18 protein-coding genes are annotated in these 23,837 nt (G+C 46.1%); 6 read left to right on the top strand and 12 right to left on the bottom strand.

The features are described from left to right. Positions 1-44 precede the first annotated feature (44 nt). The 6 genes from dapB to F955_RS13675 all read right to left on the bottom strand — a co-directional run bounded on the left by dapB (position 45) and on the right by F955_RS13675 (position 7,921). Positions 45-866 carry a 4-hydroxy-tetrahydrodipicolinate reductase gene (gene dapB / locus F955_RS13650; protein WP_004895886.1) on the bottom strand — a complete coding sequence of 274 codons (822 nt, stop codon included), beginning with the start codon at positions 864-866 and terminating at the stop codon, positions 45-47. 313 nt (positions 867-1,179) lie between these two features. Then, positions 1,180-1,653 carry a Dps family protein gene (locus F955_RS13655; RefSeq protein ID WP_004895888.1) on the bottom strand — a complete coding sequence of 158 codons (474 nt, stop codon included), beginning with the start codon at positions 1,651-1,653 and terminating at the stop codon, positions 1,180-1,182. Between the two features lie 296 nt (positions 1,654-1,949). Continuing rightward, the gene (gene dnaJ / locus F955_RS13660) at positions 1,950-3,062 is read right to left on the bottom strand and encodes a molecular chaperone DnaJ (RefSeq protein ID WP_004895889.1); all 1,113 of its coding nucleotides are present in this window, start codon (positions 3,060-3,062) and stop codon (positions 1,950-1,952) included. A 105-nt stretch (positions 3,063-3,167) separates the two neighbouring features. Beyond that, positions 3,168-3,545, bottom strand: coding sequence for a hypothetical protein (locus F955_RS13665; RefSeq protein ID WP_004895891.1), 378 nt, complete (start codon positions 3,543-3,545; stop codon positions 3,168-3,170). A 132-nt stretch (positions 3,546-3,677) separates the two neighbouring features. Next, the gene (locus F955_RS13670; protein ID WP_004895894.1) at positions 3,678-6,815 is read right to left on the bottom strand and encodes an efflux RND transporter permease subunit; all 3,138 of its coding nucleotides are present in this window, start codon (positions 6,813-6,815) and stop codon (positions 3,678-3,680) included. A 2-nt stretch (positions 6,816-6,817) separates the two neighbouring features. Next, positions 6,818-7,921: an efflux RND transporter periplasmic adaptor subunit gene (locus F955_RS13675; RefSeq protein ID WP_004895897.1), complete on the bottom strand. Its 1,104-nt coding sequence runs from the start codon at positions 7,919-7,921 to the stop codon at positions 6,818-6,820. A 148-nt stretch (positions 7,922-8,069) separates the two neighbouring features. Here F955_RS13675 and F955_RS13680 point away from each other — a divergent pair, with 148 nt between their 5' ends. The 4 genes from F955_RS13680 (at position 8,070) to F955_RS13695 (ending at position 14,117) form a co-directional block, all read left to right on the top strand. Beyond that, positions 8,070-8,690 carry a TetR/AcrR family transcriptional regulator gene (locus F955_RS13680; RefSeq protein WP_026056706.1) on the top strand — a complete coding sequence of 207 codons (621 nt, stop codon included), beginning with the start codon at positions 8,070-8,072 and terminating at the stop codon, positions 8,688-8,690. A gap of 145 nt (positions 8,691-8,835) precedes the next feature. After that, positions 8,836-11,520, top strand: a complete 2,685-nt coding sequence (ppc, locus tag F955_RS13685) for a phosphoenolpyruvate carboxylase (protein WP_004895901.1) — start codon at positions 8,836-8,838, stop codon at positions 11,518-11,520. 298 nt (positions 11,521-11,818) lie between these two features. Then, on the top strand, positions 11,819-13,114 hold the full coding sequence (locus tag F955_RS13690; protein ID WP_004895903.1) for a solute carrier family 23 protein: 1,296 nt from the start codon (positions 11,819-11,821) through the stop codon (positions 13,112-13,114). 97 nt (positions 13,115-13,211) lie between these two features. Further along, entirely contained in the window at positions 13,212-14,117 is a 906-nt protein-coding gene (locus tag F955_RS13695; RefSeq protein WP_004895904.1) for a LysR family transcriptional regulator, read from the top strand. Here the strand turns inward: F955_RS13695 and F955_RS13700 are convergent. The 6 genes from F955_RS13700 to ilvD (F955_RS13725) all read right to left on the bottom strand — a co-directional run bounded on the left by F955_RS13700 (position 14,114) and on the right by ilvD (F955_RS13725) (position 21,165). Continuing rightward, positions 14,114-14,851 (bottom strand): sulfite exporter TauE/SafE family protein, encoded by a 738-nt coding sequence (locus tag F955_RS13700; RefSeq protein ID WP_004895906.1) that lies wholly within the window; start codon positions 14,849-14,851, stop codon positions 14,114-14,116. The genes F955_RS13695 and F955_RS13700 overlap by 4 nt on opposite strands. Positions 14,852-15,008: 157 nt before the next feature. Further along, positions 15,009-15,296, bottom strand: coding sequence for a chorismate mutase (locus F955_RS13705; protein ID WP_004814081.1), 288 nt, complete (start codon positions 15,294-15,296; stop codon positions 15,009-15,011). Continuing rightward, positions 15,277-16,599 carry a hypothetical protein gene (locus F955_RS13710; protein ID WP_004814079.1) on the bottom strand — a complete coding sequence of 441 codons (1,323 nt, stop codon included), beginning with the start codon at positions 16,597-16,599 and terminating at the stop codon, positions 15,277-15,279. The genes F955_RS13705 and F955_RS13710 overlap by 20 nt, the downstream gene beginning before the upstream one ends. A 155-nt stretch (positions 16,600-16,754) precedes the next feature. Then, positions 16,755-18,440: a dihydroxy-acid dehydratase gene (gene ilvD / locus F955_RS13715; RefSeq protein ID WP_004895908.1), complete on the bottom strand. Its 1,686-nt coding sequence runs from the start codon at positions 18,438-18,440 to the stop codon at positions 16,755-16,757. A 493-nt stretch (positions 18,441-18,933) separates the two neighbouring features. After that, positions 18,934-19,137, bottom strand: coding sequence for a hypothetical protein (locus F955_RS13720; RefSeq protein WP_004895910.1), 204 nt, complete (start codon positions 19,135-19,137; stop codon positions 18,934-18,936). Positions 19,138-19,335: 198 nt separating this feature from the next. Further along, positions 19,336-21,165, bottom strand: a complete 1,830-nt coding sequence (gene ilvD, locus F955_RS13725; RefSeq protein WP_008306966.1) for a dihydroxy-acid dehydratase — start codon at positions 21,163-21,165, stop codon at positions 19,336-19,338. A gap of 403 nt (positions 21,166-21,568) precedes the next feature. Between ilvD (F955_RS13725) and fmt the strand changes: the two genes are divergently transcribed. Beyond that, positions 21,569-22,531, top strand: coding sequence for a methionyl-tRNA formyltransferase (gene fmt / locus F955_RS13730; RefSeq protein WP_004895912.1), 963 nt, complete (start codon positions 21,569-21,571; stop codon positions 22,529-22,531). Continuing rightward, positions 22,528-23,832, top strand: coding sequence for a 16S rRNA (cytosine(967)-C(5))-methyltransferase RsmB (gene rsmB / locus F955_RS13735; protein ID WP_004895913.1), 1,305 nt, complete (start codon positions 22,528-22,530; stop codon positions 23,830-23,832). The genes fmt and rsmB overlap by 4 nt, the downstream gene beginning before the upstream one ends. Positions 23,833-23,837 lie beyond the last annotated feature (5 nt).

A 23,837-nucleotide genomic window follows, 5' to 3' on the forward strand; every position in this document is an offset into this window, starting at 1 on the left:
TAGTTTTAGTTATTCTTATACTTATAAATGATTTTGACGAAAATTTAAACTTGAATATCGTTAAAACCAAGTACATCTTTCATGTCATATTTACGCGCCTCGCGACCAACTACCCAAGCTGCGGCACGTACTGCACCTGAAGCGAAGTTCATGCGGTTGGTGGCTTTATGGGTAATCTCAACGCGTTCGCCATCGGCAATAAACATCGCTGTATGCTCACCCACAATATCACCACCACGAATCGTTTGGAAGCCGATACTTTGACGCTCACGTGGACCTGTATGGCCTTCACGGTGATAGACTGCATCTTTTTTCAGATCACGGCCAAGTGCATCTGCAATTGCTTCACCCCACATCAGTGCTGTGCCTGATGGTGCATCCACTTTATGACGATGGTGCGCTTCAATCACTTCAATATCAACGGTATCACCAAAAACTTTAGATGCGAGCTCTAGTAGTTTAATTGACACGTTTACACCCACTGAATAGTTGGCAGCGTAAACTACAGGGGTTTCAGTTGCAGATTCATCGAGGTAAGCTTTTTGTTCGTCGTTGAGACCCGTGGTACCAATCACGATGGCCACGCCATTTTCACGGCACACTTTAAGGTGATGTACAGTGGCTGCAGGTGCAGTGAAGTCAATGACAACATCACAGTCTTTCACCACTTCTTCAAGGCTACCAACAACTTTTACGTCAACTGCACCAATACCTGCCATTTCACCTGCATCTGTACCAATTAAGGTACTTTCTGGGCGTTCAACTGCTGCGCCCAATTGATAGCCGGCTTCTTTCACTGCCTGAATAAGGATGCGTCCCATACGGCCGCCTGCCCCTAAAATTCCAATGCGTGGTGTCGCTGACATAACATAGTCCTGATATTGATTCGAAATTGTTCTTACTATAGCAAAACTCGCTCCTAACACTAAGATTGATCGCATAAAAATCAATGAAAAGAATTAAAGAAGGTCATGAGCGTTTTTGATATGCAGGAAATGTTTAATTAAATTCTAAAGAGTCGGTTTTCTATAAAATATTGGGCAAGCTGTTTTTCCTGTATACACTACGAGCTCAGGATTAAAAATATAAAAAGCCCATAGGATAACCATGGGCCAGTTGTATGAGAGCAATATTTTGAAAATAGAAAAATAAAAATTCAGCTTTGTATATCTGAAAGATTTACTCTTCTAACAGACTTCTTAACATCCAGGCTGTTTTCTCGTGCACATTTAGACGTTGAGTCAGGATATCTGCAGTTGGCTGGTCATTTGCCTTATCTACAGTATCAAACATGCTTCTTGCGGTACGGGCAACCGTCTCATGGGCATTCACCAGTAACCGAATCATTTCCTCTGCTTTAGGTACACCTTCAATTTCCTCAATAGAAGTCAGCTTTGCAAACTGCTGATAGGTTCCTGGCGTCGGAAAGCCCAAAGAACGGATCCGTTCTGCAATAATGTCTAAAGCATTCCACTGTTCGGTATATTGCTGCATAAACATGTTATGTAAAGTATTAAATTGCGGGCCGGTGACATTCCAATGAAAGTTATGGGTCATTAAATATAAGGTGTAGCTATCGGCAAGTAGTCTGGATAGACCTTCTACAATTTCCGCTCTGTCTTCGGCTGAAATACCAATATTTACTTTTATCATCTCGGTTACCTTAAATTTTAAAAAATTATGCGTGATCAATTTCTTTGTTCTTATAATCAGTTTAGCTACTTCAACAAATTGCAAAAGATGAGATCAGTATCATTTATGTTAGCTTTGTTGAAATAACAGAGTAAGTTCAAGTCACCGAATGCAAGGTATGACAGAAGTTTTACTGAGCAGTAAACTTATACACAAACCTTAAGAAGATACCAATTTTTTCTCTTTAAAAAGCGGTGAACTGTAAAGCTGAGATCTAAAAAAAGGACGCCTAAGCGTCCTTTTTTATTTTCATTCAATTAGTCAAACAGACGATCAAAGAATGATTTTTTCTTCGGTGAAGATTGGCTACCTTCCCCATCCATTGATGCTTGCAGCTCTTTCAGCAATTCACGCTGACGTGCAGTCAGGTTTACCGGTGTTTCAACCACAATACGGCATAATAGGTCACCAGTCATGCTGGTACGAACAGGTTTTACACCCTTACCACGTAAACGGAATAATTTACCGGTTTGCGTACCTTCCGGGATTTTCAGGCTGACACGGCCATCCAAGGTTGGGATTTCAATCTCTTTACCCAATGCAGCATCAGCAATTGAAACAGGCACATCCATATACAGGTCAGCACCATCACGCTGGAAGATCTCGTGCTCACGCACCACCACTTCTACGTATAGATCACCTGATTGACCATCACGGATCGCTTCACCCTTACCGGTTAAACGTACGCGGTCGCCATTGTCCACACCGGCTGGAATGGTAACTTCCAGGGTTTGCTGACGATCAGATACGCCCGAACCATGACATTTATTACATGGGTTCTTAATGATCTTACCTTGACCACGACAGGTACTACAGGTTTGCTGTACAGAGAAGAAGCCCTGCTGCATACGTACCTGGCCCGCACCATGACAGGTCGGACAAGTTTCCACATCATTCGGATTTTTAGAGCCTTTACCATCACAGGCATCACATGGTGCAGGCGCAGTGAAGGTAATAGTTTTCTTGACGCCTTTGACTGCTTCTTCTAGGCTCAGTTCCATGACATAACGTAAGTCAGAACCACGACGCGCACGTTGTTGCTGACGACCGCCACCAAATGCCCCACCAAAGATGTCACCGAACTGGCTGAAAATATCTTCTGCGCTAAAACCACCGCCGAAGCCGCCACCGCCGCCCATACCACCTTCAAAGGCCTGATGGCCCATGCGATCGTACATGCTGCGCTTTTCGCTGTCAGACAGTACTTCATAAGCTTCTGAAGCTTCCTTAAACTTTTCTTCAGCTTCTGGATTGTCAGGGTTGCGGTCTGGATGATATTTCATCGCCAACTTACGGTAGGCTTTTTTAATCTCATCATCACTAGCGGTTTTAGCAACACCCAAAACCTCATAATAATCACGTTTAGCCATGTCTGGCGATGCTCCTCACGGAATTTTATTTAATACTTAACTGTGGTCTGAAATTGGGGGCCAAACCAGTTTTTACAAGGGGGAATCTGAAAAAAAATCGAAAGCCTAGAAGACAGCTTTGCTTTGATAGAATTTGGACACGCCCTTGAGCCAGGCATTAATCATGAAAATAAACGCAATAAAGCTGAATACGACGCCAGCAACCGTGCAGGCTTTCACCCATAACATGCTGTCCCAGGCATGGAAAAAGAGTGGAATGAACCAGAGGGCTGCAAAAACAGCCAGCATGGTATAGATTACCACATTACGCATGATCCACAGCGCTTGTGCCTGTAGCCAGACTTCTGCATAGTCGACCTGAGCGACTTTGCGTGCTAACCAATAAGAAAAAATTCCAAAAATCACGGTAAAAGAGGCTAAAAACATGAACACATATGCAATGGCTACAGAGCGCCGCATTTGAGTTAAACTTTTTTGATTCATGTCTCTTTCAACCTCGTTGTCCGTTTCTGCAACACTGGAAAAACGGCAACTTCGCATTTTTTAAAATTGTAAAATTATCAGGCACTACTATATTAAAAAATTTAATATTTCGCACCTGATTTTAAGACAGTTTTAGACCGATTGCGAAGTTTTCTTTACCTTAAACCATTGCGCATACAAGGCCGGCAGGAAAAACAGGGTTAACAGTGTCGCCACAATCAGTCCGCCCATGATGGCAACCGCCATTGGACCGAAGAAAATGCTACGTGAAAGTGGAATCATGGCCAGTACAGCAGCCAGGGCAGTCAATACAATTGGACGGCAACGGCGTACCGTGGCATTGATGATGGCATCCCACTGTGATTCCCCTGCCTGAATATCCTGTTCAATCTGATCAATCAGAATCAGGGAATTACGCATGATCATGCCTGAGAGTGCAATCGTACCCAGCATGGCGACGAAACCAAACGGTTTATTAAACAATAACAGAAAGAGTACCACGCCAATGATGCCCAGTGGCGCGGTCAGGAACACAATAAAGGTCCGTGACATACTTCTTAGCTGGATCATCAGCAGGGTCAGAACCACTGCCAGGAACAATGGCATACCAGCATTCACAGATGTCTGACCACGTGCTGATTCCTCTACGGTTCCGCCTACCTCAATCAAGTAGCCACTTGGTAATTGAGCTTTAATGCTCTCCAAGACAGGAGCAAGCTGATTGACCACGGTGGCTGGTTGTAAATTACTACGGATATCCGCACGTACGGTAATCGTCGGCAAACGGTTACGATGCCAGATTAGTCCCTCTTCAAAGCTGTATTCAATATTGGCAATCTGCGCCAAGGGCACAAAGTTACCACGTGCAGTGGGTACCGCCAGACTGCTTAAAGATGCCACATCGACACGTTCAGCCTGCTCACCACGCAGACGGATTTCAATCAGCTCACGTTTTTCTCGGAACTGATCCAGTCCCGCGCCTGCAATGGAGCTGTTCAGGAAATTGGCCAGATCACTACTGCTCACACCCATCTGACGGGCACGGTCCTGATCAATGTCTAATTTGATCACTTTACTTGGCTCGCCCCAGTCCAGATGTACATTGGTGGTATTCTGGTTTTCGGCTACCTTGGCAGCGACTTTTTGTGCCCAGCTGCGTACCAGTGCCAAGTCTTCACCCGACACCCGGAATTGGAGTGGATAGCCGACCGGTGGACCATTTTCCAGCAAAGATACACGGGTACGTACTTCAGGTAACAGCAGACGAATCTGCTTGCTTAAAGATTCACGGATTTCATTGCGATCTTCCAGGGAAGAGGCCAATACCACAAACTGGGCAAAGCTGGTTTGAGGCAACTGCTGATCGAGTGGTAAATAAAAACGCGGTGAGCCGGTGCCAACATACACCACGTAATTGTCAATGCCCTCCTGTTTAGACAGGAAAGCTTCGACTTTTTTCACGGCAGCTTCGGTAGCTTTCAGTGAAGCCCCCTCTTCCAGTTTCAGATCGACCAGAATTTCTGCCCGATTAGAAGGTGGAAAGAACTGTTGCGGTACGAATTTAAACATGATGATCGACAGGGCAAAAATTCCTACAGTCAACGCAATCACGGTCTTGCGATAAGTGACACAGGTATTTACCCAACGTCTAAAACCCTGATAGAACCGGGTTTGATAAGGATCATGATGCTCCCCCGCATGATGCACAATCGGCTCTGGTTCAGGCTGCTTGCGCAGACGTGCCCATAAACGCTGATACCAAGGGGCTTTCTGGATCAGATCTCTATTAAAATCCGGCAGGAGTTTATCACCCAGATAAGGAACAAACAGCACTGCAGCGATCCAGGACACCAGCAAGGCAAGGGTCACCACCTGAAAGATAGAACGGGTATATTCACCAGTACTGGATGCAGCAGTCGCAATTGGCAGGAAGCCAGCTGCCGTAATCAGGGTTCCGGTCAACATCGGAAATGCCGTGGTACGCCAGGCATGCCCGGCAGCTTCCAGCCGGCTATAGCCCTGTTCCATTTTGATCGCCATCATCTCAATGGCAATAATGGCATCATCGACCAGCAGGCCAAGTGCCAGAATCAGTGCACCCAGGGAAATCTTGTGCAGACCGACATCAAATAGCTGCATCCCGGCAAAGGTCATTGCCAGTACCAAAGGAATTGAAAAAGCTACCACCAGACCCGGGCGAAAGCCGAGAGAGAAGAAACTGACCAGAAGCACGATAATTACCGCTTCCACCAGCACCTTCATAAACTCGTTGATACTGCGCTTTACCGCCACCGGCTGATCCGATACTTTTTGCAGATCCATCCCCAGAGGCAGGGATTTCTGCAGACGGGCGAATTCCTGTTCCAGGTTTTTACCTAGCGCAATGATATCGCCGCCCTTACGCATCGATACCGCAATACCAATGCCATTTTCCCCCATAAAACGCATGCGTGGCTGGGCTGGATCAGTAAAGCCGCGATAGACCTCTGCGACATCGCCGAGCTGGATGGTTTTACCATTCACATAGAGTGGCATCTGCTGTAGCTCTTCTACAGTCTGCAATGCACCGCTGACACGAACCTGAATCCGGTCTGTGTCGGTTTCAAAGAAACCGGCATTGCTCATGGCATTTTGCTGTTGTAGCGATTGCTGAATAGCAGTGACTGGAATACCCAGCTGTGCAGCTTTGGTATTAGAAATCTCAATCCAGATTTTCTGGTCCTGCAGGCCAATCAGCTCAACTTTGGCAACATCTTTTACACGCTGCAATTGTAGTTGCAGACGGTCGGCATATTCTTTTAGTGTCGCGTAGTCGAAATCTTTGCCTTTCAACACATAGATATTGCCGAAGGTATCGCCGAATTCATCGTTAAAGAACGGACCTTGCACGCCTTGTGGCAGTTCATGCCGGATATCATTAATTTTCTTACGAACGTTATACCAGACATCAGGAACTTCTTTGGACCGTAGCGAATCCTTGGCCACAAAGGTCACCAGCGATTCACCTGGACGGGAATAAGCCATGATGCGGTCATATTGCCCCGTGGTCATCAGTTCCTTTTCAATCCGGTCCGTGACCTGCAAGGAAACTTCCTGTGCACTGGCCCCCGGCCAGTAGGTCTGTACCACCATCACTTTAAAGGTAAAAGGCGGATCTTCACTCTGTGACAGTTTGGAATAAGACATGATGCCGACCAGACCTAGCAGAATCATGAAATACAGCACCAGCCCCTTATTTTTCAGGGCCCATTCGGAAAGGTTAAAATTCATGTTTAACCTCCAGCCCGTATAGTTACACTACGGTTCTGACGGTCAATCGGACGGATCTTTTGCTGATCCCGGAGCAGGTGAATGCCTCCAATCACTACATAATCATCTGCTTTGAGGCCACTCAGCACAGGCACAGAATCACGGCCATAAGCACCAATCTGTACCGGGATCTTACGCACGGTAGCGTCCGGCTTAACGACCATCACATAGGCCTGACCATCCGTCGCAGAGACACTGGATAAGGGTACGCTCAGAGCATTGTCCTGAGTTTTGATAAAGAATACACGGGCACTTTGTCCGAGCTGAATTGACTTCTGGCCTTCACGTAATGCCACCCGAACCGTAAAAGTCCGGGACTGATCTGCAGCTGGAGAAATCTCACGCACATAAGCACTGAATTTTTCATCTTTTTTCGACCAGAGGGTAACCCAAGCGGGCTGACCCACTTTAATTTCGCTCACCGCCTGTTCCGGTACCCCAATCACCACTTCACGATCTCCGGAGAGCGCAATTTCAAAGGCTGCCTGCCCTGCTGCCACGACCTGACCGACTTCAATATGACGTGCAGTAATCACGCCATTTTTATTGGCAATTAAGCGGTTATAACTCGTCTGGTTACGGCTGACATCATAATTGGACTGGGCCTGCTTCAGATTCGATCTAGCTGCCTTATATTGATTCTCGACTGCATCATATTGCGAGCGGCTGACCGCATTGGCCGGCAGTAACTGTTTAAAACGGTTCAGTTCATCTTCCGCAATTTTGGCTGCAGACTGGGCACTTTCCAGTTGGGCACGTGCTGCGTTTAACTGCAGTTCTGCATCTTTAACATCTAAGCTTGCCAGTACTTGCCCTACCCGAACCTGATCCCCGACATCGACATAACGTTGGGTGATCTGACCAGCGACCCGAAACGCCAGTGGCGTTTGCTGACGTGCCTGTACATCCCCGGCATAGCTTTTCTGTTCTAAATAGGAGGTATTCGGCTGAGTCACCATGACAAAGGGAACTTCCTGTTCTGTTGCCGCATTGTTTTTGCTGCATCCCCCTAAGGTCACACTGCAAGCTATAATCATGCCGGTCAGGACGTACTGAATCGTGCTCATGTTGTCTGCTCTTATCAAATAATGATTTTTCTGGTCGATAGACTGCGCTATAGTGAACTGGTTATTTTTTAATTAATATACCATGCGGTACACTAATTAGAATTACCCCCATAAAACAATGACCATTTTTATTTTTTTGGAAAAAAATGTGCAAATTCCCGTAGGACGTCCTAAAGATCTCGAAAAGCGCCGGCGGATTCTGGATGCGGCCAAACACCTGTTTTTGCAGCATGGCTATCATGGTTCCAGTATGAACCAGATTGCGCAGACTGCGGGCGTGACCAAGCTGACGGTATATAACCATTTTCAGGACAAAGCCACACTGTTTACCTGCGCGATTGAAGATACCTGTGAGCATCTGATTCCAGCCAGTCCAACGACACTGCTGCATGCCGAGAGCAATTTTCGTGATGCGTTGCATGAAGCCTTTATACTGTCGATGAATATGGTCAATCTGCCGGAAGCGATTAAACTGGATTTACTGCTGATGGAACTGGCTTCCGAGCAAAGTCCTTTAACCCAACAATTCTTTAATGCCTCGCATCTGCGATTAAGCCAGCTCTGGCAAGAGTTCTTTCATCTGGCCCAGAGCTATCATTTTATTCAGCAAGATGATCCATTGCGTCAAACTGAACTGATGCTCTCACTGCTATTTGGTAACCGGCATCAGAAAGTTCTGCTGGGTGTGTTTCCCGTACCTGCCTTAGAACAACAGCAAATAATTATTCAGGACGCTATTCATATTTTCTTATTGCGCTATGCCGCCTAAAATGCCAATTTGTAATTAGATTCATACAAATTGGCATTCACCTTGCTATTTTATAGGCAGGTCGTGTCCGACTTTTGTCTGTAACGGGCTTGGAATGCTTTCCAGGCGCGGTATAGTCAGGAAATGCAACAGAGGGAATATAAAAATGGCTCAACAAATTGATGCACCACTACGCGAAGACGTACGTTTACTGGGCAATCTGCTCGGTGAAACCTTAAAGCTACATGCGGGGCAGGATTTGTTTAATCAGGTGGAACAGATTCGGGCGCTTTCCAAAGGTGCTCGCGACGGCCAGCTAGAAGCAGAAAAACAACTCGAACAGCTATTTCTCAGTCTGGAAGATGATGAAATTCTTCCGCTTACCCGCGCCTTTACCCACTTCCTGAACTTTGCCAATATTGCCGAGCAATATCACGTGGTCCGTCGTCGCCGTCAAAGCGAATTTGATGAAACTGCCGAATCGCCAAATCCCCTGGTTCCCCTATTTGAAAAATTTAAACAGCAGGAAATTTCCGCTGAAAGCCTATATCAGCAGATCTGTGAACTGAAAATTGAACTGGTACTGACTGCGCATCCGACTGAAGTCAGCCGCCGTACCCTGATTCAAAAATATGATGGTATCAATGACTGTCTGTCCAAATGCGACCAGCAGAAACTCACCCCGCGTGAACGCCAAGCCATTTTGGCCGAACTGAAACAGCTAATCACGTCTGCCTGGCAGACCGATGAAATCCGTCAGCATCGTCCGACACCAGTCGATGAAGCTAAATGGGGCTTTACTACCATTGAACAGACCTTATGGAATGCAGTACCAAAATTCATCCGTGAACTGGATGGCATGGTACAGGAACAGTGCGGTCAGTCATTACCGCTCAGTGTTGCGCCAGTGCGTTTTGCTTCCTGGATGGGGGGTGACCGTGACGGTAACCCGAATGTGACTCATCACATTACTCAGGAAGTACTGTGGCTGTCACGCTGGAAAGCTGCTGATCTGTATTTACGTGATATTGAAGATCTGCGCTGGGAACTGTCGATCCAGCAATGCAGTGAAGAACTGCAACAGGCGCTGGGCAGCTCACATCCGGAACCTTATCGTGAATATCTCCGTGACACCCGTGAACGCCTGAAAGCAACACGGCACTGGCTGGCAGAAAAACTGCATGGCAATGATGCCGATGACAGCCAGGTAATTAAAACCAAAGATGAGTTATTACAGCCTTTATTGCTGTGCTATCGCTCGCTGCTAGCGTGCAATCTGCCAGAAATTGCCAATGGCAAACTGCTGGACTTTATTTACCGTGTGAACAGTTTCGGCATTGAATTGCTGAAACTGGATATCCGTCAGGAATCTGGCCGTCACCGTCAAGCGATCTCTGCGATTACGGAGTATCTTGGCTTAGGTAATTTTGAAACCTGGACTGAACAGGCACGTCAAAATTTTTTATTACAGGAACTACAAAGCAAGCGTCCGTTATTACCAAAATACCTCAATGAACCGGCCGGCAGCCTGATTGAGCATCCGGATGTGCAGGAAGTCTTCGCGACCATGCGTACGCTGGCAGAACAGCCAAGTGAATCACTCGGTGCCTATATCATTTCGATGGCGGAATATCCAAGTGATGTACTGGCGGTTTTATTGCTGCAAAAAGAAGCAGGTATCAAACAGGCTTTACGTGTAGTGCCTCTCTTTGAAACTTTGAAAGATCTCGACGGCGCAGCCAGCACCATGTCGACCCTGTTCAATATGCACTGGTATAAACAGCATATTCAGTGCAAGCATGAAGTCATGATTGGCTATTCAGATTCAGCCAAGGATGCCGGTTTTATGTCTGCCAACTGGGCGCAATACCGTGCCCAAGAGGAACTGACGGCTGTTGCAAAACAGCATGGTATCCAGCTGACGCTGTTCCACGGCCGTGGCGGTTCAATCAGCCGAGGGGGTGCTCCAACACAACAGGCCCTGTTCTCACAACCACCCGGCTCGATCTCAGGTGCGATTCGTGTCACTGAACAGGGTGAGATGATCCGCTTCAAGTTCGGTCTGGAAGGCATCGCGCTACAAAACCTGGAGATCTATACCGCGGCAACACTGGAAGCAACGCTATTGCCGCCCCCTGTGCCGAAAACAGAATGGCGTGACCTGATGCATCAGATGACCGATTTATCGGTACAGGTCTATCGTCAGACAGTCCGTGAAAATCCCCACTTTGTAAAATACCTGCGTACCGTTACTCCTGAGCTGGAACTGCAAATGCTGCCCTTAGGTTCACGTCCAGCGAAACGTAAAGTCAGTGGCGGGATTGAATCTTTACGTGCAATTCCATGGGTGTTTGCCTGGACCCAGATCCGTTTGATGCTACCTGCCTGGCTCGGTACGGGTGCTGCATTAAATGAGGTACTGGATCAGGGTCAACGTGCCACACTCGATGAAATGCTAGCGCAGTGGCCATATTTCCAGACCCTGATTGATATGCTGGAAATGGTCCTGTCCAAAGCAGATGGTGATGTGGCATTGTATTATGAGTCACACTTGACTCATGATCCCGACCTGAAAGTATTGGGTGAGGAACTGCGTCAACGTCTGAAAGATGCAGTACAAACGCTACTGACTTTAAAAGGTGAATCAAAACTGCTGACCAGTAACGATGTGCTGGATCAATCAATGCGTGTGCGTAAGCCCTATTTACTACCGCTGCACTTGTTACAGGCCGAACTGATGAAACGCCGTCGTCTGTATCTGGCAGAGCAAAATGCTGAACACACCCCGGTAGATCATGCCTTAATGGTAAGTATTGCCGGAATTGCCGCTGGTTTACGTAATACGGGCTAAGTAATTTTTAATCATGAAGAAGCACATCTCCATGATGTGCTTTTTTATTGATCAGTCAATAGCCAAAAAAGCTTTCTTTTATATATCACATTAGATTTATTTATAGATCATCCCAAGAAGTAGCTGATGAATTAATCTACTGATTTCACTTTATTTTTAAACCACGTTACTTTTACCACACGGTAAAATCTCAAATAAAGTCATAGAATTAATTTGAACAAAAATTTTGTTTTGGTAATTAAATCTTCGAAAGAACAAGAGTATGATGTGCTCAATTTATCTTTTGAGTGCTCATTTTATGTCCAGTTGGTTTCCCAAATGGCGCCCTTATGAGGGCAGTATCGATGCACGACCAGTAGGTACCGCAGAGTATTTACCACCCGCACAAACTGTAATTCTGGGTGTACAACACGCTTTTGCAATGTTTGGTGCCACTGTACTGGCACCGTTTTTAATGGGCTTTGATCCAAACCTGGCAATCTTAATGTCAGGGATCTGTACCATTCTGTTCTTTATAATGACAGGTGGTCGAGTTCCAAGTTATTTAGGTTCAAGCTTTGCCTTCATTGGTGTGGTGATTGCGGCAACCGGTTATGCCGGTGGTGCTGGCCTCAATCCGAATATTGGCGTTGCGGCAGGCGGGATTATTGCCTGTGGTATCTTCTATGCCTTGATGGGTTTTCTGGTCATGGCAACAGGGACCCGCTGGATTGAAAAACTGATGCCACCAGTCGTCACTGGTGCGGTGGTCATGATTATTGGCTTGAACCTGGCTCCTGTGACTGTAAAAAGCGTGATGGGCAATATTTTTAATATGTGGATGTCTTTGGTCACAGTATTGTGTATGGGTTCAATTGCCGTATTCACTCGTGGCCTATTACAGCGTCTACTTTTATTGGTCGGCCTGTTATTGGCTTATCTGATCTATTTCGTGCTCAGCAATGTCATGGGTTATGGCACTGCAATCAATTTCCTGCCAATTCAGCAGGCTGCCTGGTTTGGTTTACCGACCTTCCATGCGCCAACTTTTGAGTTGAATGCCATGCTGATTATTGCACCGATTGCCTTGATTCTGGTCGCTGAAAACCTCGGGCATATTAAAGCAGTCGGCGCAATGACTGGAGAAAACTTGGATCCGCATATTGGTAAAGCCTTTGTTGCAGATGGTGTTGCGACTACCTTGGCTGGTGGTGTCGGGGCTCCGGGGATGACCACGTATGGTGAAAACATCGGTGTGATGGCTGTGACCCGTGTCTACTCCACCATTATCTTTGCCGTAGCCGGTGTGTTTGCTGTGTTCCTGGGTTTATCACCGAAGTTTGGTGCAATTATTCATACCATTCCAACGGCGATTTTAACCGGCGCCTCAATTGTGGTCTTTGGTCTGATTACTATTGCCGGTGCGAAAATCTGGATCGAAAATAAAGTCGATTTTTCACAGAACAAAAACCTGATGGTAGCAGCAGTGACCATTATTCTGGGTACGGGTGACTTTGCCCTGACCTTCGGTAACTTTAACCTAGGTGGAATTGGTACAGCGACCTTTGCTGCGTTATTCCTGAACTGGTTCTTTAGCCTAGTTGATAAAAAATAATTCGAAGACTTAAATTTTCAAGCAGCCTCCAGGCTGCTTTTTTTATATCGCAAGAATTGTTTAAATAGGCCTGATCTTTTATATGAGCATCCTGCCGATGCGTCTGGATTTTTTTGATTTACGTCTTTTTCTCAATATAGTCGACACAGGTAGTCTGACCAAAGGTGCTGAACGCTCTGCTATTTCCTTACAGGCAGCCAGTGAGCGGATTAAAAAGCTGGAACAGCAATATCAGGTCAGTCTGTTTAGTCGCCATTCTGGCGGAGTGAAAATGACTTTTGCAGGTCAGGTCTTTGCTGAGCATGCCCAAGCCCTGTTGCAACAGGGACAACAGTTGTCTCAAGCCATGGCGGGTTTTAGTGAAGGACTTAATTCCAATATCAGCTTATGGTGTAACTCTTCAGCACAAAGTGAGTACCTTCCCCTATTATTGCCACAGTATCTGGTGAATAACCCCAATATCCAGATTGATCTAAAAGAAGCAGAGAGCAATGACATCATTGCAGCATTGACCAATGGCACTGCCAAACTCGGTTTAATTTCCAGCTTCTTTGCTACTCCACAGTTGCAAACCCTGGAATTTTCAGATGATCCTTTGGTGCTAATCTGTCCAGAACAGCATGATCTAAGTACCAGTAAAGCATTGAAATTAGGGGACTGTCTGAATTATCCCTTTGTGGGTTTAATGCAATATCACTCCTTACAACAGTCCATTGAAACCCAGGCCAGATTACTCCACTGCGAAATCCAATACCGCTTAAGATTGCCGAATTTTGCTGCTATTGCTCAGGTGGTTGCGAATGGTGTTGGCATTGCCATCATGCCGCAACGTGCTGCGCAACGTTTGGCCAAGCTCTATGCATTTAAGCAAATCCAGTTGACTGGAGATTGGGCCAACCGCAAGTTACTGTTAGCTGCGAAAAATTTTGATGAACTGAGTATTGCCTATCAACATTTTAGCCAGTTTTTACTTTCTGCCGAGATTCAGAAGGCCTTGGATTAAATCCAGCCGAACTGGTGCAGTATCATATAACTGCCCAGAGCAATCAGACCGATAAAAAATACAGTACGGAATTTCTGCTCAGGAATGCGATAGCGAATTTTCTTACCCAACCACATGCCGATGAGCGCAGGAATTAAAGCAATTACCGACATCGCATAATCGATCGGAATGTCTTCCACAGGATTTTGATGCAGGAAAATCGCCAGACACAACGTCGAGGTGGTAAAGGCTAAGCCTAAAGCCTGTACCAGATCATCACGTTTTAAATGTAAAGTCTGTAGATAAGGGACGACTGGAATCACCACGACCCCTGTGGCAACGGTTAAAGCACCACCGAGATAACCCATAATTGGAGACAGCCAGCTCTCATGCCGGCTTAAATCCGGCATCTTTTTCGCAAACAAGCCATACAGCCCGTATAAGGCCAACATCCCGCCCAACAGAGCTTCGCTGTGAAATTCAGAATGTCCCAGGGTCGGGAAAACACTCCACACTGAACCGACGATAATGCCTAACAACAGCAGCCAAAAACGGCGTATCAGCTGTAACACATGACCTTCAGCAAAGAGTTGCCAGAAATTGGTCAGCATGGAGGGAATGATCAGTAAAGTTGCCGCTTGAAAGGGACTCATGAAAATAGTCAGTAAACCCATAGAAACTGCGGGTAAACCTAAACCAATCGTACCTTTAATCAGACCTGCCAAGGTAAAAATGGCAATAACGAAAGCAATCATCTGATGATCCCAAATTTATTTAGGACCATGCTATAAAAATTACTGCCAAAGAAAAATCAGGGTTTTAAGGATACAGCCTCAAGCAAATCTTGAGGCTCAAGATGTACTTTGCTGGAAAGCATCAGATTGACCAGCACAGATTTTAAATAAAGGGCGCTTAAGGACGAAATTCTTTCAGTTCGCGCTGAATAAAATGCTGAAACATTTCCCGATACAGGTGCTCGATAAATACTGGATCAATGCCCTGCTTTTGAGCTTGGGCTTTGACATTTTCGACAACCTGCTCCATCCGTTCCGGAGATTGCAGGTCAGTTTCAGTTTTCTTGAAACGGGTGGTTTGGTCTACATAAAACTGGCGCGCAGCAATCAGCTCAACCAAAGCTGTATCAATCGCGTCAATCTGCTCACGTGCATGTTGTAATGATTCAGCTTTTACTTTGTTCATGTTTATTCAGTTCACTTTCAGTTTGATTATCACTCTTATACTTTTCTTCTAACACATTACTGAAAATACTTTCAATCATCCAGACACGATATAAGCTATTAAATACAAAACTTTGATTATCAATCCGAAGTTCCAGCACCGGCAAGTTGGGCTGAGACTTCATTTCACAGAGCATATCATTGTCTTTAAGCTTGGCCTGAATATCTTCTTCGGTCAGCTGCCCAATTCCCAGTTCCTGCTGTAAGGCATTGAAATGTGGGGTATAACTCAAGTCATGTCCACGCGTCCAAACCGCCTGCAAAATCCGGTACATCGCATCCACCCGCCCTTCTTCCGGGCAGCTATAATACAGCTGTGCCATCGGCAAAATGCTTTGTACCGTCGGTCGGCAAAATGGGGTAAATTCGACTTCAGTCCGTTTTGACAGACGCGTTGCCAGTCCCCAGTCAAAGCCATCACGGCCACGATAAGACAGCGGATAGACATTCAGATGGATATTATAAAAATCGGCCAGTTCTTCCTTAATATAGGCCAGCAACAGCCAGGAAATTGGATCTTCCAGGGCAATATACAGATCCAGTTCCGGATCTAAGCCCTGAATTTCATTCAGTTCTTCAGCATCACTGATCAGGTGCTCACGCCATTCAATATGATTGATCAGGAAGATTGGATTACCCGTCAGTAATTTTTGCTGTTTCAGACGGCGGGTTAAACGCAGCAGATCATCTACCGCATGATACTGACGGCCACCGAAATCAAAATAGCTGGCCAAAACCGGGGTTGTGTCAAAGACCCGTTCAGAAAAATCCTGTGGCTGATGATGGCGACTGGCCATGGTATGCAAGGTACGCAGTTTGCCATACTGCTTTTGCCACAGCATATGAAAGATATCTTCCAGCAGATAAAGAAAATCCTGGCCACGCAATGGTGTTCGGCGCAGAATGGTTTCGGCCTGTTTTAAGGCTTCTGCAGTGGGTAATTCTGGTGTTTCATGAAAGCTGAAACGATGCTGTCTGGAGAGGATTTTGGCATCATTAATACAGTAATTTTGCCATTCTTCAAAAGACATCTGATTTGGTATTTCGCCCCGTTGACTGGAGATGACTACCTTCAACGGTTTTAATTCCGGACTCAGGATCTCTTCCAGTTGTGGTAACAGCTGCACTGCCAGATAGCTATACACATCATCCAGACGCAGATAAATCGTTAAGCCATCTTCAGCAGATAGCACCGCCTGGCGGGTTGGCTTTTGATAAAACCAACTCGATCGGATTGGATCGAACCAACGGCGTAACAGGGACATGAGATCAGCCTCAGTAGAGAACAACGCAGCAGATGACAGCGTCTAACTGCTACAGGATACTATCTTTTTCACCAGAATAGCAGATCACCTGGATCTGCTGTATGTGAAAAAACTTATATCAATTCAAGACAAAATGATCAATGTTTACAGAGCGTTTAGATCTCGAGATTTAGGTCAGTCACTGCCCCGGTTTCTGCACCAGAGGTCAGTTTGGCAAACTTGGCTAATGCTCCATGCGTGTAATTCGGTTTTGGTTTAATCCAGGCGGCCTGACGTGCAGCGATTTCCTCATCCGAGACATGCCAGGTCATTTCACGGGTTTCGGCATTGATCGAAATCTCATCACCATTTTGTACCAGACCGATCGGTCCACCTTCATAGGCTTCAGGGGTGACATGACCAATCACAAACCCATGACTACCACCGGAGAATCGACCATCGGTAATCAGTGCTACGGAATCCCCTAAGCCTTTACCGATAATCGCTGAGGTCGGTTTCAGCATTTCTGGCATGCCTGGTCCACCTTTAGGACCAACACCGCGAATCACCACCACTTCACCCGGCTGAACTTCACCATCCAGAATCCCGCGCATGGCACCCTGCTCACCCTCAAAGACCCGTGCTGGTCCTTTGAAGTAAAGACCTTCCTTACCGGTAATTTTCGCCACGGCGCCTTTTGGTGACAGGTTACCTTTCATAATGATCAGATGTGAATCTTTTTTCACCGGCTTGTCAAAAGATAAAATGATCTGCTGACCTTCCGGATAATCTTTTACATCGGCCAGGTTTTCTGCCAGCGTCTTACCTGTGACCGTTAAACAGGACCCATCCAGCATGCCGGCATCCAGCATACGTTTCATCAATGGTTGAATCCCGCCAATCGCAATCAGCTCCGACATCAGATATTTACCGGATGGACGTACATCGGCCACCACCGGAATATCTTTACCAATCCGGACAAAGTCATCCAGACTGAGCTCTACACCTGCGGTATGTGCCATGGCCAGCAGATGGAGTACACCATTGGTCGAACCACCCAAAGCAATCAGAACTTTAATTGAATTTTCAAAAGCCGCTTTGGTCATGATGTCACGTGGCTTAATATCCAGACGTAACAGATTCATCACGGCTTCACCGGCACGGGCACAGTCGATCTGCTTGTCTTCAGACACAGCTTCCTGTGCAGAAGAACCCGGCAAGCTCATACCGAGTGCTTCAATCGCAGAAGCCATGGAATTCGCAGTATACATCCCGCCACAAGAACCCGGACCCGGCAAAGCCACTTCTTCAATATGCTTGACCTGAATCGCATTGATTTCACCTTTGGCATGCTGTCCGACTGCTTCGAATACGGAAATCATATCGGTATGACCTTCGCCCGGTTTGATGGTACCGCCATAAATAAACAGACCTGGACGGTTTAGACGTGCTAGTCCCATGATGCAGCCCGGCATATTTTTATCACAGCCACCAATGGCAATTACACCATCATAGGCCTGACAGCCGACCACTGCTTCAATCGAATCCGCAATGATTTCACGGGACAGCAAGGAGTATTTCATACCTTCAGTACCATTAGAAATCCCGTCGGAAATGGTGATGGTATTGAAGATAATGCCCTTACCTCCCGCAGCACTCACACCCTGCTCGACTGTACGTGCCAAGCCATCAATATGCATATTGCAAGGCGTGACATTAGCCCAGGTCGAAGCAATGCCAATAAAAGGACGAGTAAAGTCTTCATCCTGAAAACCCGTGGCACGCATCATGGAACGGGCGGGTGCATTTTCAATACCTTCATAAACGGGGGCGGAATGTTCTCGGATATTGTCTTTACTCATCTTATTTTGTCCTGGATGTAATTCTTGTGAAGCCTGAAAGCTGTCTAGGTTTTATCCGATTGTATAGAAAGCCGTGTCGACATAAAAGTAAGACTCTGTGTATCACCTAAGTCTGTTTTTCTCTTGCTATAGGCGCATGAATAAAAGCGATATCAATGTCGCTGCCTTGCACTCATCTTAAAGCAATGCTTTAAACTTGTTCAGGCAATAGAGTCAGCGCAATAAAAGCATTTTTTTACTTTTGCGCTATCAAAAGTAAAAGTCTGCCTATGCAAAAATTATTAAAACCCTAAAAGTGATTTGAAGCAGTGAATTATCAAACAATCAGACTAGCATTTGCAGTGCAATATCAGGGGGTTGCCATATGACCTGACTCGGACTTTTAAAGCCGAGTCTTTTTCTTGGACGATGGTTCAAATGTTAGAGAACTGAGATAGATTAATTCACATAGTCATTCAAATCACTGCTTGGCGCATTTTTAATATATGTGTGCTTAATTCAACTGATGAAGATCAAGTTCTTCATTGGAAGCCAAGACCACAGATCCAAGAATCGGAGCCCCTAAAATCACAGGAACAGCTAAAATCCAGAATACGACGGTGTAATGTGGATCAAAGAAAAATTGAATACTAAGCGCGGCTAAAATCATAACGAGTACTAAAATTACGACAAAGCGGCTAATAAATTTCATTGACATGCGTGTAATCACTTTTGCATTGATACTGTATTTTTACTATACACCTACTTTTATTAAGCCTTTATTGGTTTTAAATATCTAAAGTACTGCCATGATTGCTTTTATGAAAGTTCACGTGATTTACCCAACCTTAAATATCTAAGAAATAAAAAAAGCACTCCATCTGGAGTGCTTTTTTGTGCTATAAAAATTTACAGCTTAGATGTCACGTACTGCACCTTTCGCAGCACTCGTGGTGTGCATTGCATAGGCTTTCAAGGCTTTAGAAATCTTGCGTGGACGCTCTTCCGCAGGCTTCCAACCTTTAGCTTCTTGCGCTGCACGGCGTTCTGCCATTACAGCGTCCTCAACAGCCAAGTGAATCGTACGATTCGGAATATCGATTTCGATACGGTCGCCATCTTCAACTAGACCAATCGCACCACCTTCCGCAGCTTCTGGTGACACGTGACCAATTGAAAGACCTGATGAACCACCCGAGAAACGACCATCTGTTACAAGTGCACAGTCTTTCCCTAAACCTTTCGATTTCAGGTAGCTGGTTGGATACAACATTTCTTGCATACCTGGACCACCACGTGGGCCTTCGTAACGAATTACAACCACATCGCCTGCCGTGATTTTACCGCCCAAGATCGCTTCAACTGCTGAATCCTGGCTTTCAAATACACGTGCTGTACCGTTGAACTTCAAGATCGACTCATCTACACCAGCCGTTTTTACAATACAGCCATCCAGTGCGATGTTGCCATAAAGTACTGCCAGACCGCCGTCTTTAGAAAAGGCATGTTCGGCATTGCGGATCACACCATTTTCACGGTCGCCATCTAGGCGTGAGTAGTAGCGGTCTTGTGAGAATGCGGTTTGTGTTGGTACACCGCCTGGTGCTGATTTAAAGAAGGTATACACCTCTTCATCTTCAGTACGGATAATGTCCCATTTATCCAAGGCATCTTTTAAAGTTGCTTCATGGACGGTGGGTACAGAGGTATCCAACAAGCCTGCGCGATCCAGTTCACCCAAGATCGACATGATGCCACCAGCGCGGTGTACATCTTCCATATGTACGTCCTGCTTTGCAGGTGCAACTTTACACAGGACTGGCACTTTACGAGACAGACGGTCAATGTCATTCATGGTGAAATCAACACCAGCTTCATGAGCAGCTGCCAATAAGTGAAGTACCGTATTGGTTGAACCGCCCATCGCGATATCTAAAGTCATAGCATTTTCATACGATGCTTTGGTTGCGATATTGCGTGGCAGCAAGCTGTAATCATTTTGCTCGTAGTGACGTTTGGTGATCTCTACGATGAGTTGACCTGCTTTTTCGAATAACTTTTTACGGTTTGCATGTGTAGCAAGTGTTGAACCATTACCTGGTAAAGACAGACCCAATGCTTCAGTTAAGCAGTTCATTGAGTTCGCTGTGAACATACCAGAACATGAACCACAAGTTGGACATGCAGAACGTTCATATGCTGCAACTTCTTCATCAGTGAAGCTATCATCTGCTGCAACCACCATGGCATCAACAAGGTCAATCGCGTGTTCATTACCACGGATTTTCACTTTACCGGCTTCCATTGGACCGCCTGATACGAATACGACTGGAATGTTCAGACGCATTGCCGCCATCAGCATCCCCGGTGTGATTTTGTCACAGTTCGAGATACAGACCATCGCGTCAGCACAGTGTGCATTCACCATGTACTCAACCGAGTCCGCGATCAGGTCACGTGAAGGCAGTGAATACAACATGCCATCATGACCCATCGCGATACCATCATCCACAGCAATGGTATTAAATTCTTTTGCTACGCCGCCTGCTTGTTCAATCTGACGCGCCACCAATTGACCGAGGTCTTTAAGATGTACGTGGCCCGGAACGAACTGGGTAAATGAGTTGACCACTGCAATAATTGGCTTGCCGAAGTCTTCATCCTTCATACCAGTGGCGCGCCATAAGCCACGCGCACCCGCCATGTTTCTTCCGTGTGTCGATGTTTTTGAACGATAGTCAGGCATTGTGTTATTCCAACAAAGGTTGTGCTTGAGATGAATGAGTTTATTCACTCTGGCGAAATCTGTCTGATCGAGAGCATGAAATCAGTCGAAAATTGAACATATCATACACCAAGTTACACGGCGGATCAGGCGCTTATCGATGTGACAGGGTGGGATATGCTCAGAGCAGTTTCAGTACGTACACGATTAAAATCTTTTATTAAAAACTACTATACCGTTATCGTTCCGGTTTAAATACAAAACTTTCATGAATATTTTTTACAATTTGCATGAGTTTTTTTTATATGAAATTTGAGTGATTTATCACGGTAATGGGTGGTGCTGAGCTTTAAGCTTTTGCTGAATTAGGCTGCGAATTGCCTTATGCCTTATAATGTCTTTAAGTTTATTTGGAATTTCATCCGTGAAAATCATTTTTGCAGGCACACCAGAATTCGCAGCCACTGCATTGGCTGCGCTGCTAAAAACTAATCATGAGATTGTGGCGGTGTATACCCAGCCAGACCGTAAAGCAGGTCGTGGCCAAAAACTCACTGCATCTGCGGTTAAACAGCTGGCACTGGAACACAATATTCCGGTCTATCAACCGCTACACTTTAAATCTTCAACAGACGAAGGTCTGGCAGCTCAAGCTGAGTTAAAAGCCTTAAATGCGGATGTCATGGTTGTGGCAGCTTATGGTCTAATCCTGCCGCAAGTGGTTTTAGATACGCCGAAATATGGCTGTCTGAATATTCACGGTTCATTACTGCCGCGCTGGCGTGGTGCCGCACCGATCCAGCGTGCCATCGCTACGGGTGATGCCGAGACTGGTGTGACCATTATGAAAATGGCGGCTGGTCTGGATACTGGCGACATGATGTATAAAACCATCTGCCCGATTGAGCCACAAGACACCTCTGCTTCTTTGCATGATAAGCTGGCTCAGCAAGGTGCTGAAGCAACAGTCAAAGTGCTGGAATCAGAAGAATCTCTACAGCACTATCTTGATCACCGCGAAGTGCAGGATGAAGCGCTTACGGTTTATGCACATAAATTGTCCAAGGCAGAAGCTAAAATTGATTGGACTCAGGATGCGGTCACGATTGACCGCAATATCCGTGCATTTAATCCATGGCCAGTGGCATTTACACCGATTGATGAAACAAATAACCTGCGCGTTTGGGGTTCTTTGTTATCTCATGAAAATGCGGAAGGCAAGGCACCTGGAACTATCCTCGCACTAGATAAACATGGCGTACATGTGGCTTGTGGTGATCAAAAAGCTATTTGCCTGACCTCACTGCAGTGGCCGGGCGGTAAAGCGCTGAATCCGGTTCAAATCAATCAAACCCAAAAATTACATGTAGGACAAATACTGGCATGAGTCATTACGAAGCTGGCACATCGCACCTGAACTTACGTGCCCAGGTGATTCGCACCCTGCTCGCGGTACAGCAAGGGCAATCGCTTGCCAGTGTTTTGCCACAACATCTTGGCAGAGTGGCAGAGCGTGACCGCGCTCTATTCCATGAACTGGTTCTTGGGACACTGCGTCAGTGGTATGCGCTGAAAAGCGTGACCCTACCATTACTGGTGAAACCGATTAACAATAATACGGTCGAAACCTGTCTCTATGTTGGTCTGTACCAGCTACTGGAAACCCGGATTGCGCCGCATGCCGCAATTTCTGAGACCGTAACGGCGGTTAAACAGCTCGGTTATCAGGCTTTAAGTGGTGTAGTGAATGCCATCTTGCGTCGTGTTTCACGTGAAACACCTGACTTTCAGGCAGCATTAAAACAGGCGCATGGTTTGCCAAGCTGGTTATATAAACGCTTAAAGAAAGATTGGCCTGAACAGCTACTGGAACTTAGCACTGAACTGAAACAAGTGGCTCCTCTGACCTTACGCGTCAATGAACATCAAGTGAGCCGTGATGAGTATTTAGAAATTCTGGAAGAGCATGATATTGCTGCGCATGCCTGCAGTATTTCTGAAGTGGGTATCGTGCTGGATGAAAGTGTCCATGTACCGCACCTGCCCGGCTTCGATGTCGGTGGTTTCTCGGTACAGGATGAGCATGCCCAACTCTGTGCCACTTTACTACCCAACCTGAATAATAAATATGTCGTCGATGCCTGCGCAGCACCGGGCGGCAAGACTGCACATATACTAGAAAAATACAGTCCTAAAAAGCTGATTGCACTGGATCAGGATGCCAAACGTCTATTGCGCGTCCAGGAAAACCTGGAACGTCTGCTACTTGAAGGTGAGCATGTAGAAATCGTTACTGCTGATGCGATCAGCTGGCAGGCAGCTGAGCAGCCGGACTGTATCGTACTGGATGCACCCTGCTCAGCGATTGGTGTGATGCGTCGTCATCCAGATATTCGCCTGCTGCGTCAATCCACTGATATTGCCCAGACGGTGGAACTGCAAAAACTGATTCTGGAAAATATGTGGCAGCAGCTGAAAGTTGGCGGTACTTTGCTTTATATCACCTGTTCGATTCTAAAAGCAGAAAATGAACAGCAGATGGTCGAGTTCTTTAGTACCCATGCGGATGCCAAAGAAATCAAGATCGAAGCGAATTGGGGTATTGAGCAGATTCATGGTCGTCAGCTGTTACCGAAAGCGGGTCAAGGCGATGGTTTCTTCTATTGCCGAATCGAAAAAACAGCTTAAATAGT

This window comes from Acinetobacter schindleri CIP 107287, from assembly GCF_000368625.1.
Lineage (GTDB): Bacteria > Pseudomonadota > Gammaproteobacteria > Pseudomonadales > Moraxellaceae > Acinetobacter > Acinetobacter schindleri.

Coding starts and splice junctions, on each gene's coding strand:
- F955_RS13710 (WP_004814079.1), bottom strand. CDS start 16,599: ATGTCCCTGTTACGCCGTTGGTTCGATCCAATCCGATCGAGTTGGTTT.
- ilvD (WP_008306966.1), bottom strand. CDS start 21,165: ATGCCTGACTATCGTTCAAAAACATCGACACACGGAAGAAACATGGCG.
- F955_RS13690 (WP_004895903.1), top strand. CDS start 11,819: ATGTCCAGTTGGTTTCCCAAATGGCGCCCTTATGAGGGCAGTATCGAT.
- F955_RS13705 (WP_004814081.1), bottom strand. CDS start 15,296: ATGAACAAAGTAAAAGCTGAATCATTACAACATGCACGTGAGCAGATT.
- F955_RS13655 (WP_004895888.1), bottom strand. CDS start 1,653: ATGATAAAAGTAAATATTGGTATTTCAGCCGAAGACAGAGCGGAAATT.
- F955_RS13670 (WP_004895894.1), bottom strand. CDS start 6,815: ATGAATTTTAACCTTTCCGAATGGGCCCTGAAAAATAAGGGGCTGGTG.
- rsmB (WP_004895913.1), top strand. CDS start 22,528: ATGAGTCATTACGAAGCTGGCACATCGCACCTGAACTTACGTGCCCAG.
- ilvD (WP_004895908.1), bottom strand. CDS start 18,440: ATGAGTAAAGACAATATCCGAGAACATTCCGCCCCCGTTTATGAAGGT.
- dnaJ (WP_004895889.1), bottom strand. CDS start 3,062: ATGGCTAAACGTGATTATTATGAGGTTTTGGGTGTTGCTAAAACCGCT.
- F955_RS13720 (WP_004895910.1), bottom strand. CDS start 19,137: ATGTCAATGAAATTTATTAGCCGCTTTGTCGTAATTTTAGTACTCGTT.
- F955_RS13675 (WP_004895897.1), bottom strand. CDS start 7,921: ATGAGCACGATTCAGTACGTCCTGACCGGCATGATTATAGCTTGCAGT.
- F955_RS13665 (WP_004895891.1), bottom strand. CDS start 3,545: ATGAATCAAAAAAGTTTAACTCAAATGCGGCGCTCTGTAGCCATTGCA.
- F955_RS13695 (WP_004895904.1), top strand. CDS start 13,212: ATGCGTCTGGATTTTTTTGATTTACGTCTTTTTCTCAATATAGTCGAC.
- ppc (WP_004895901.1), top strand. CDS start 8,836: ATGGCTCAACAAATTGATGCACCACTACGCGAAGACGTACGTTTACTG.
- dapB (WP_004895886.1), bottom strand. CDS start 866: ATGTCAGCGACACCACGCATTGGAATTTTAGGGGCAGGCGGCCGTATG.
- F955_RS13700 (WP_004895906.1), bottom strand. CDS start 14,851: ATGATTGCTTTCGTTATTGCCATTTTTACCTTGGCAGGTCTGATTAAA.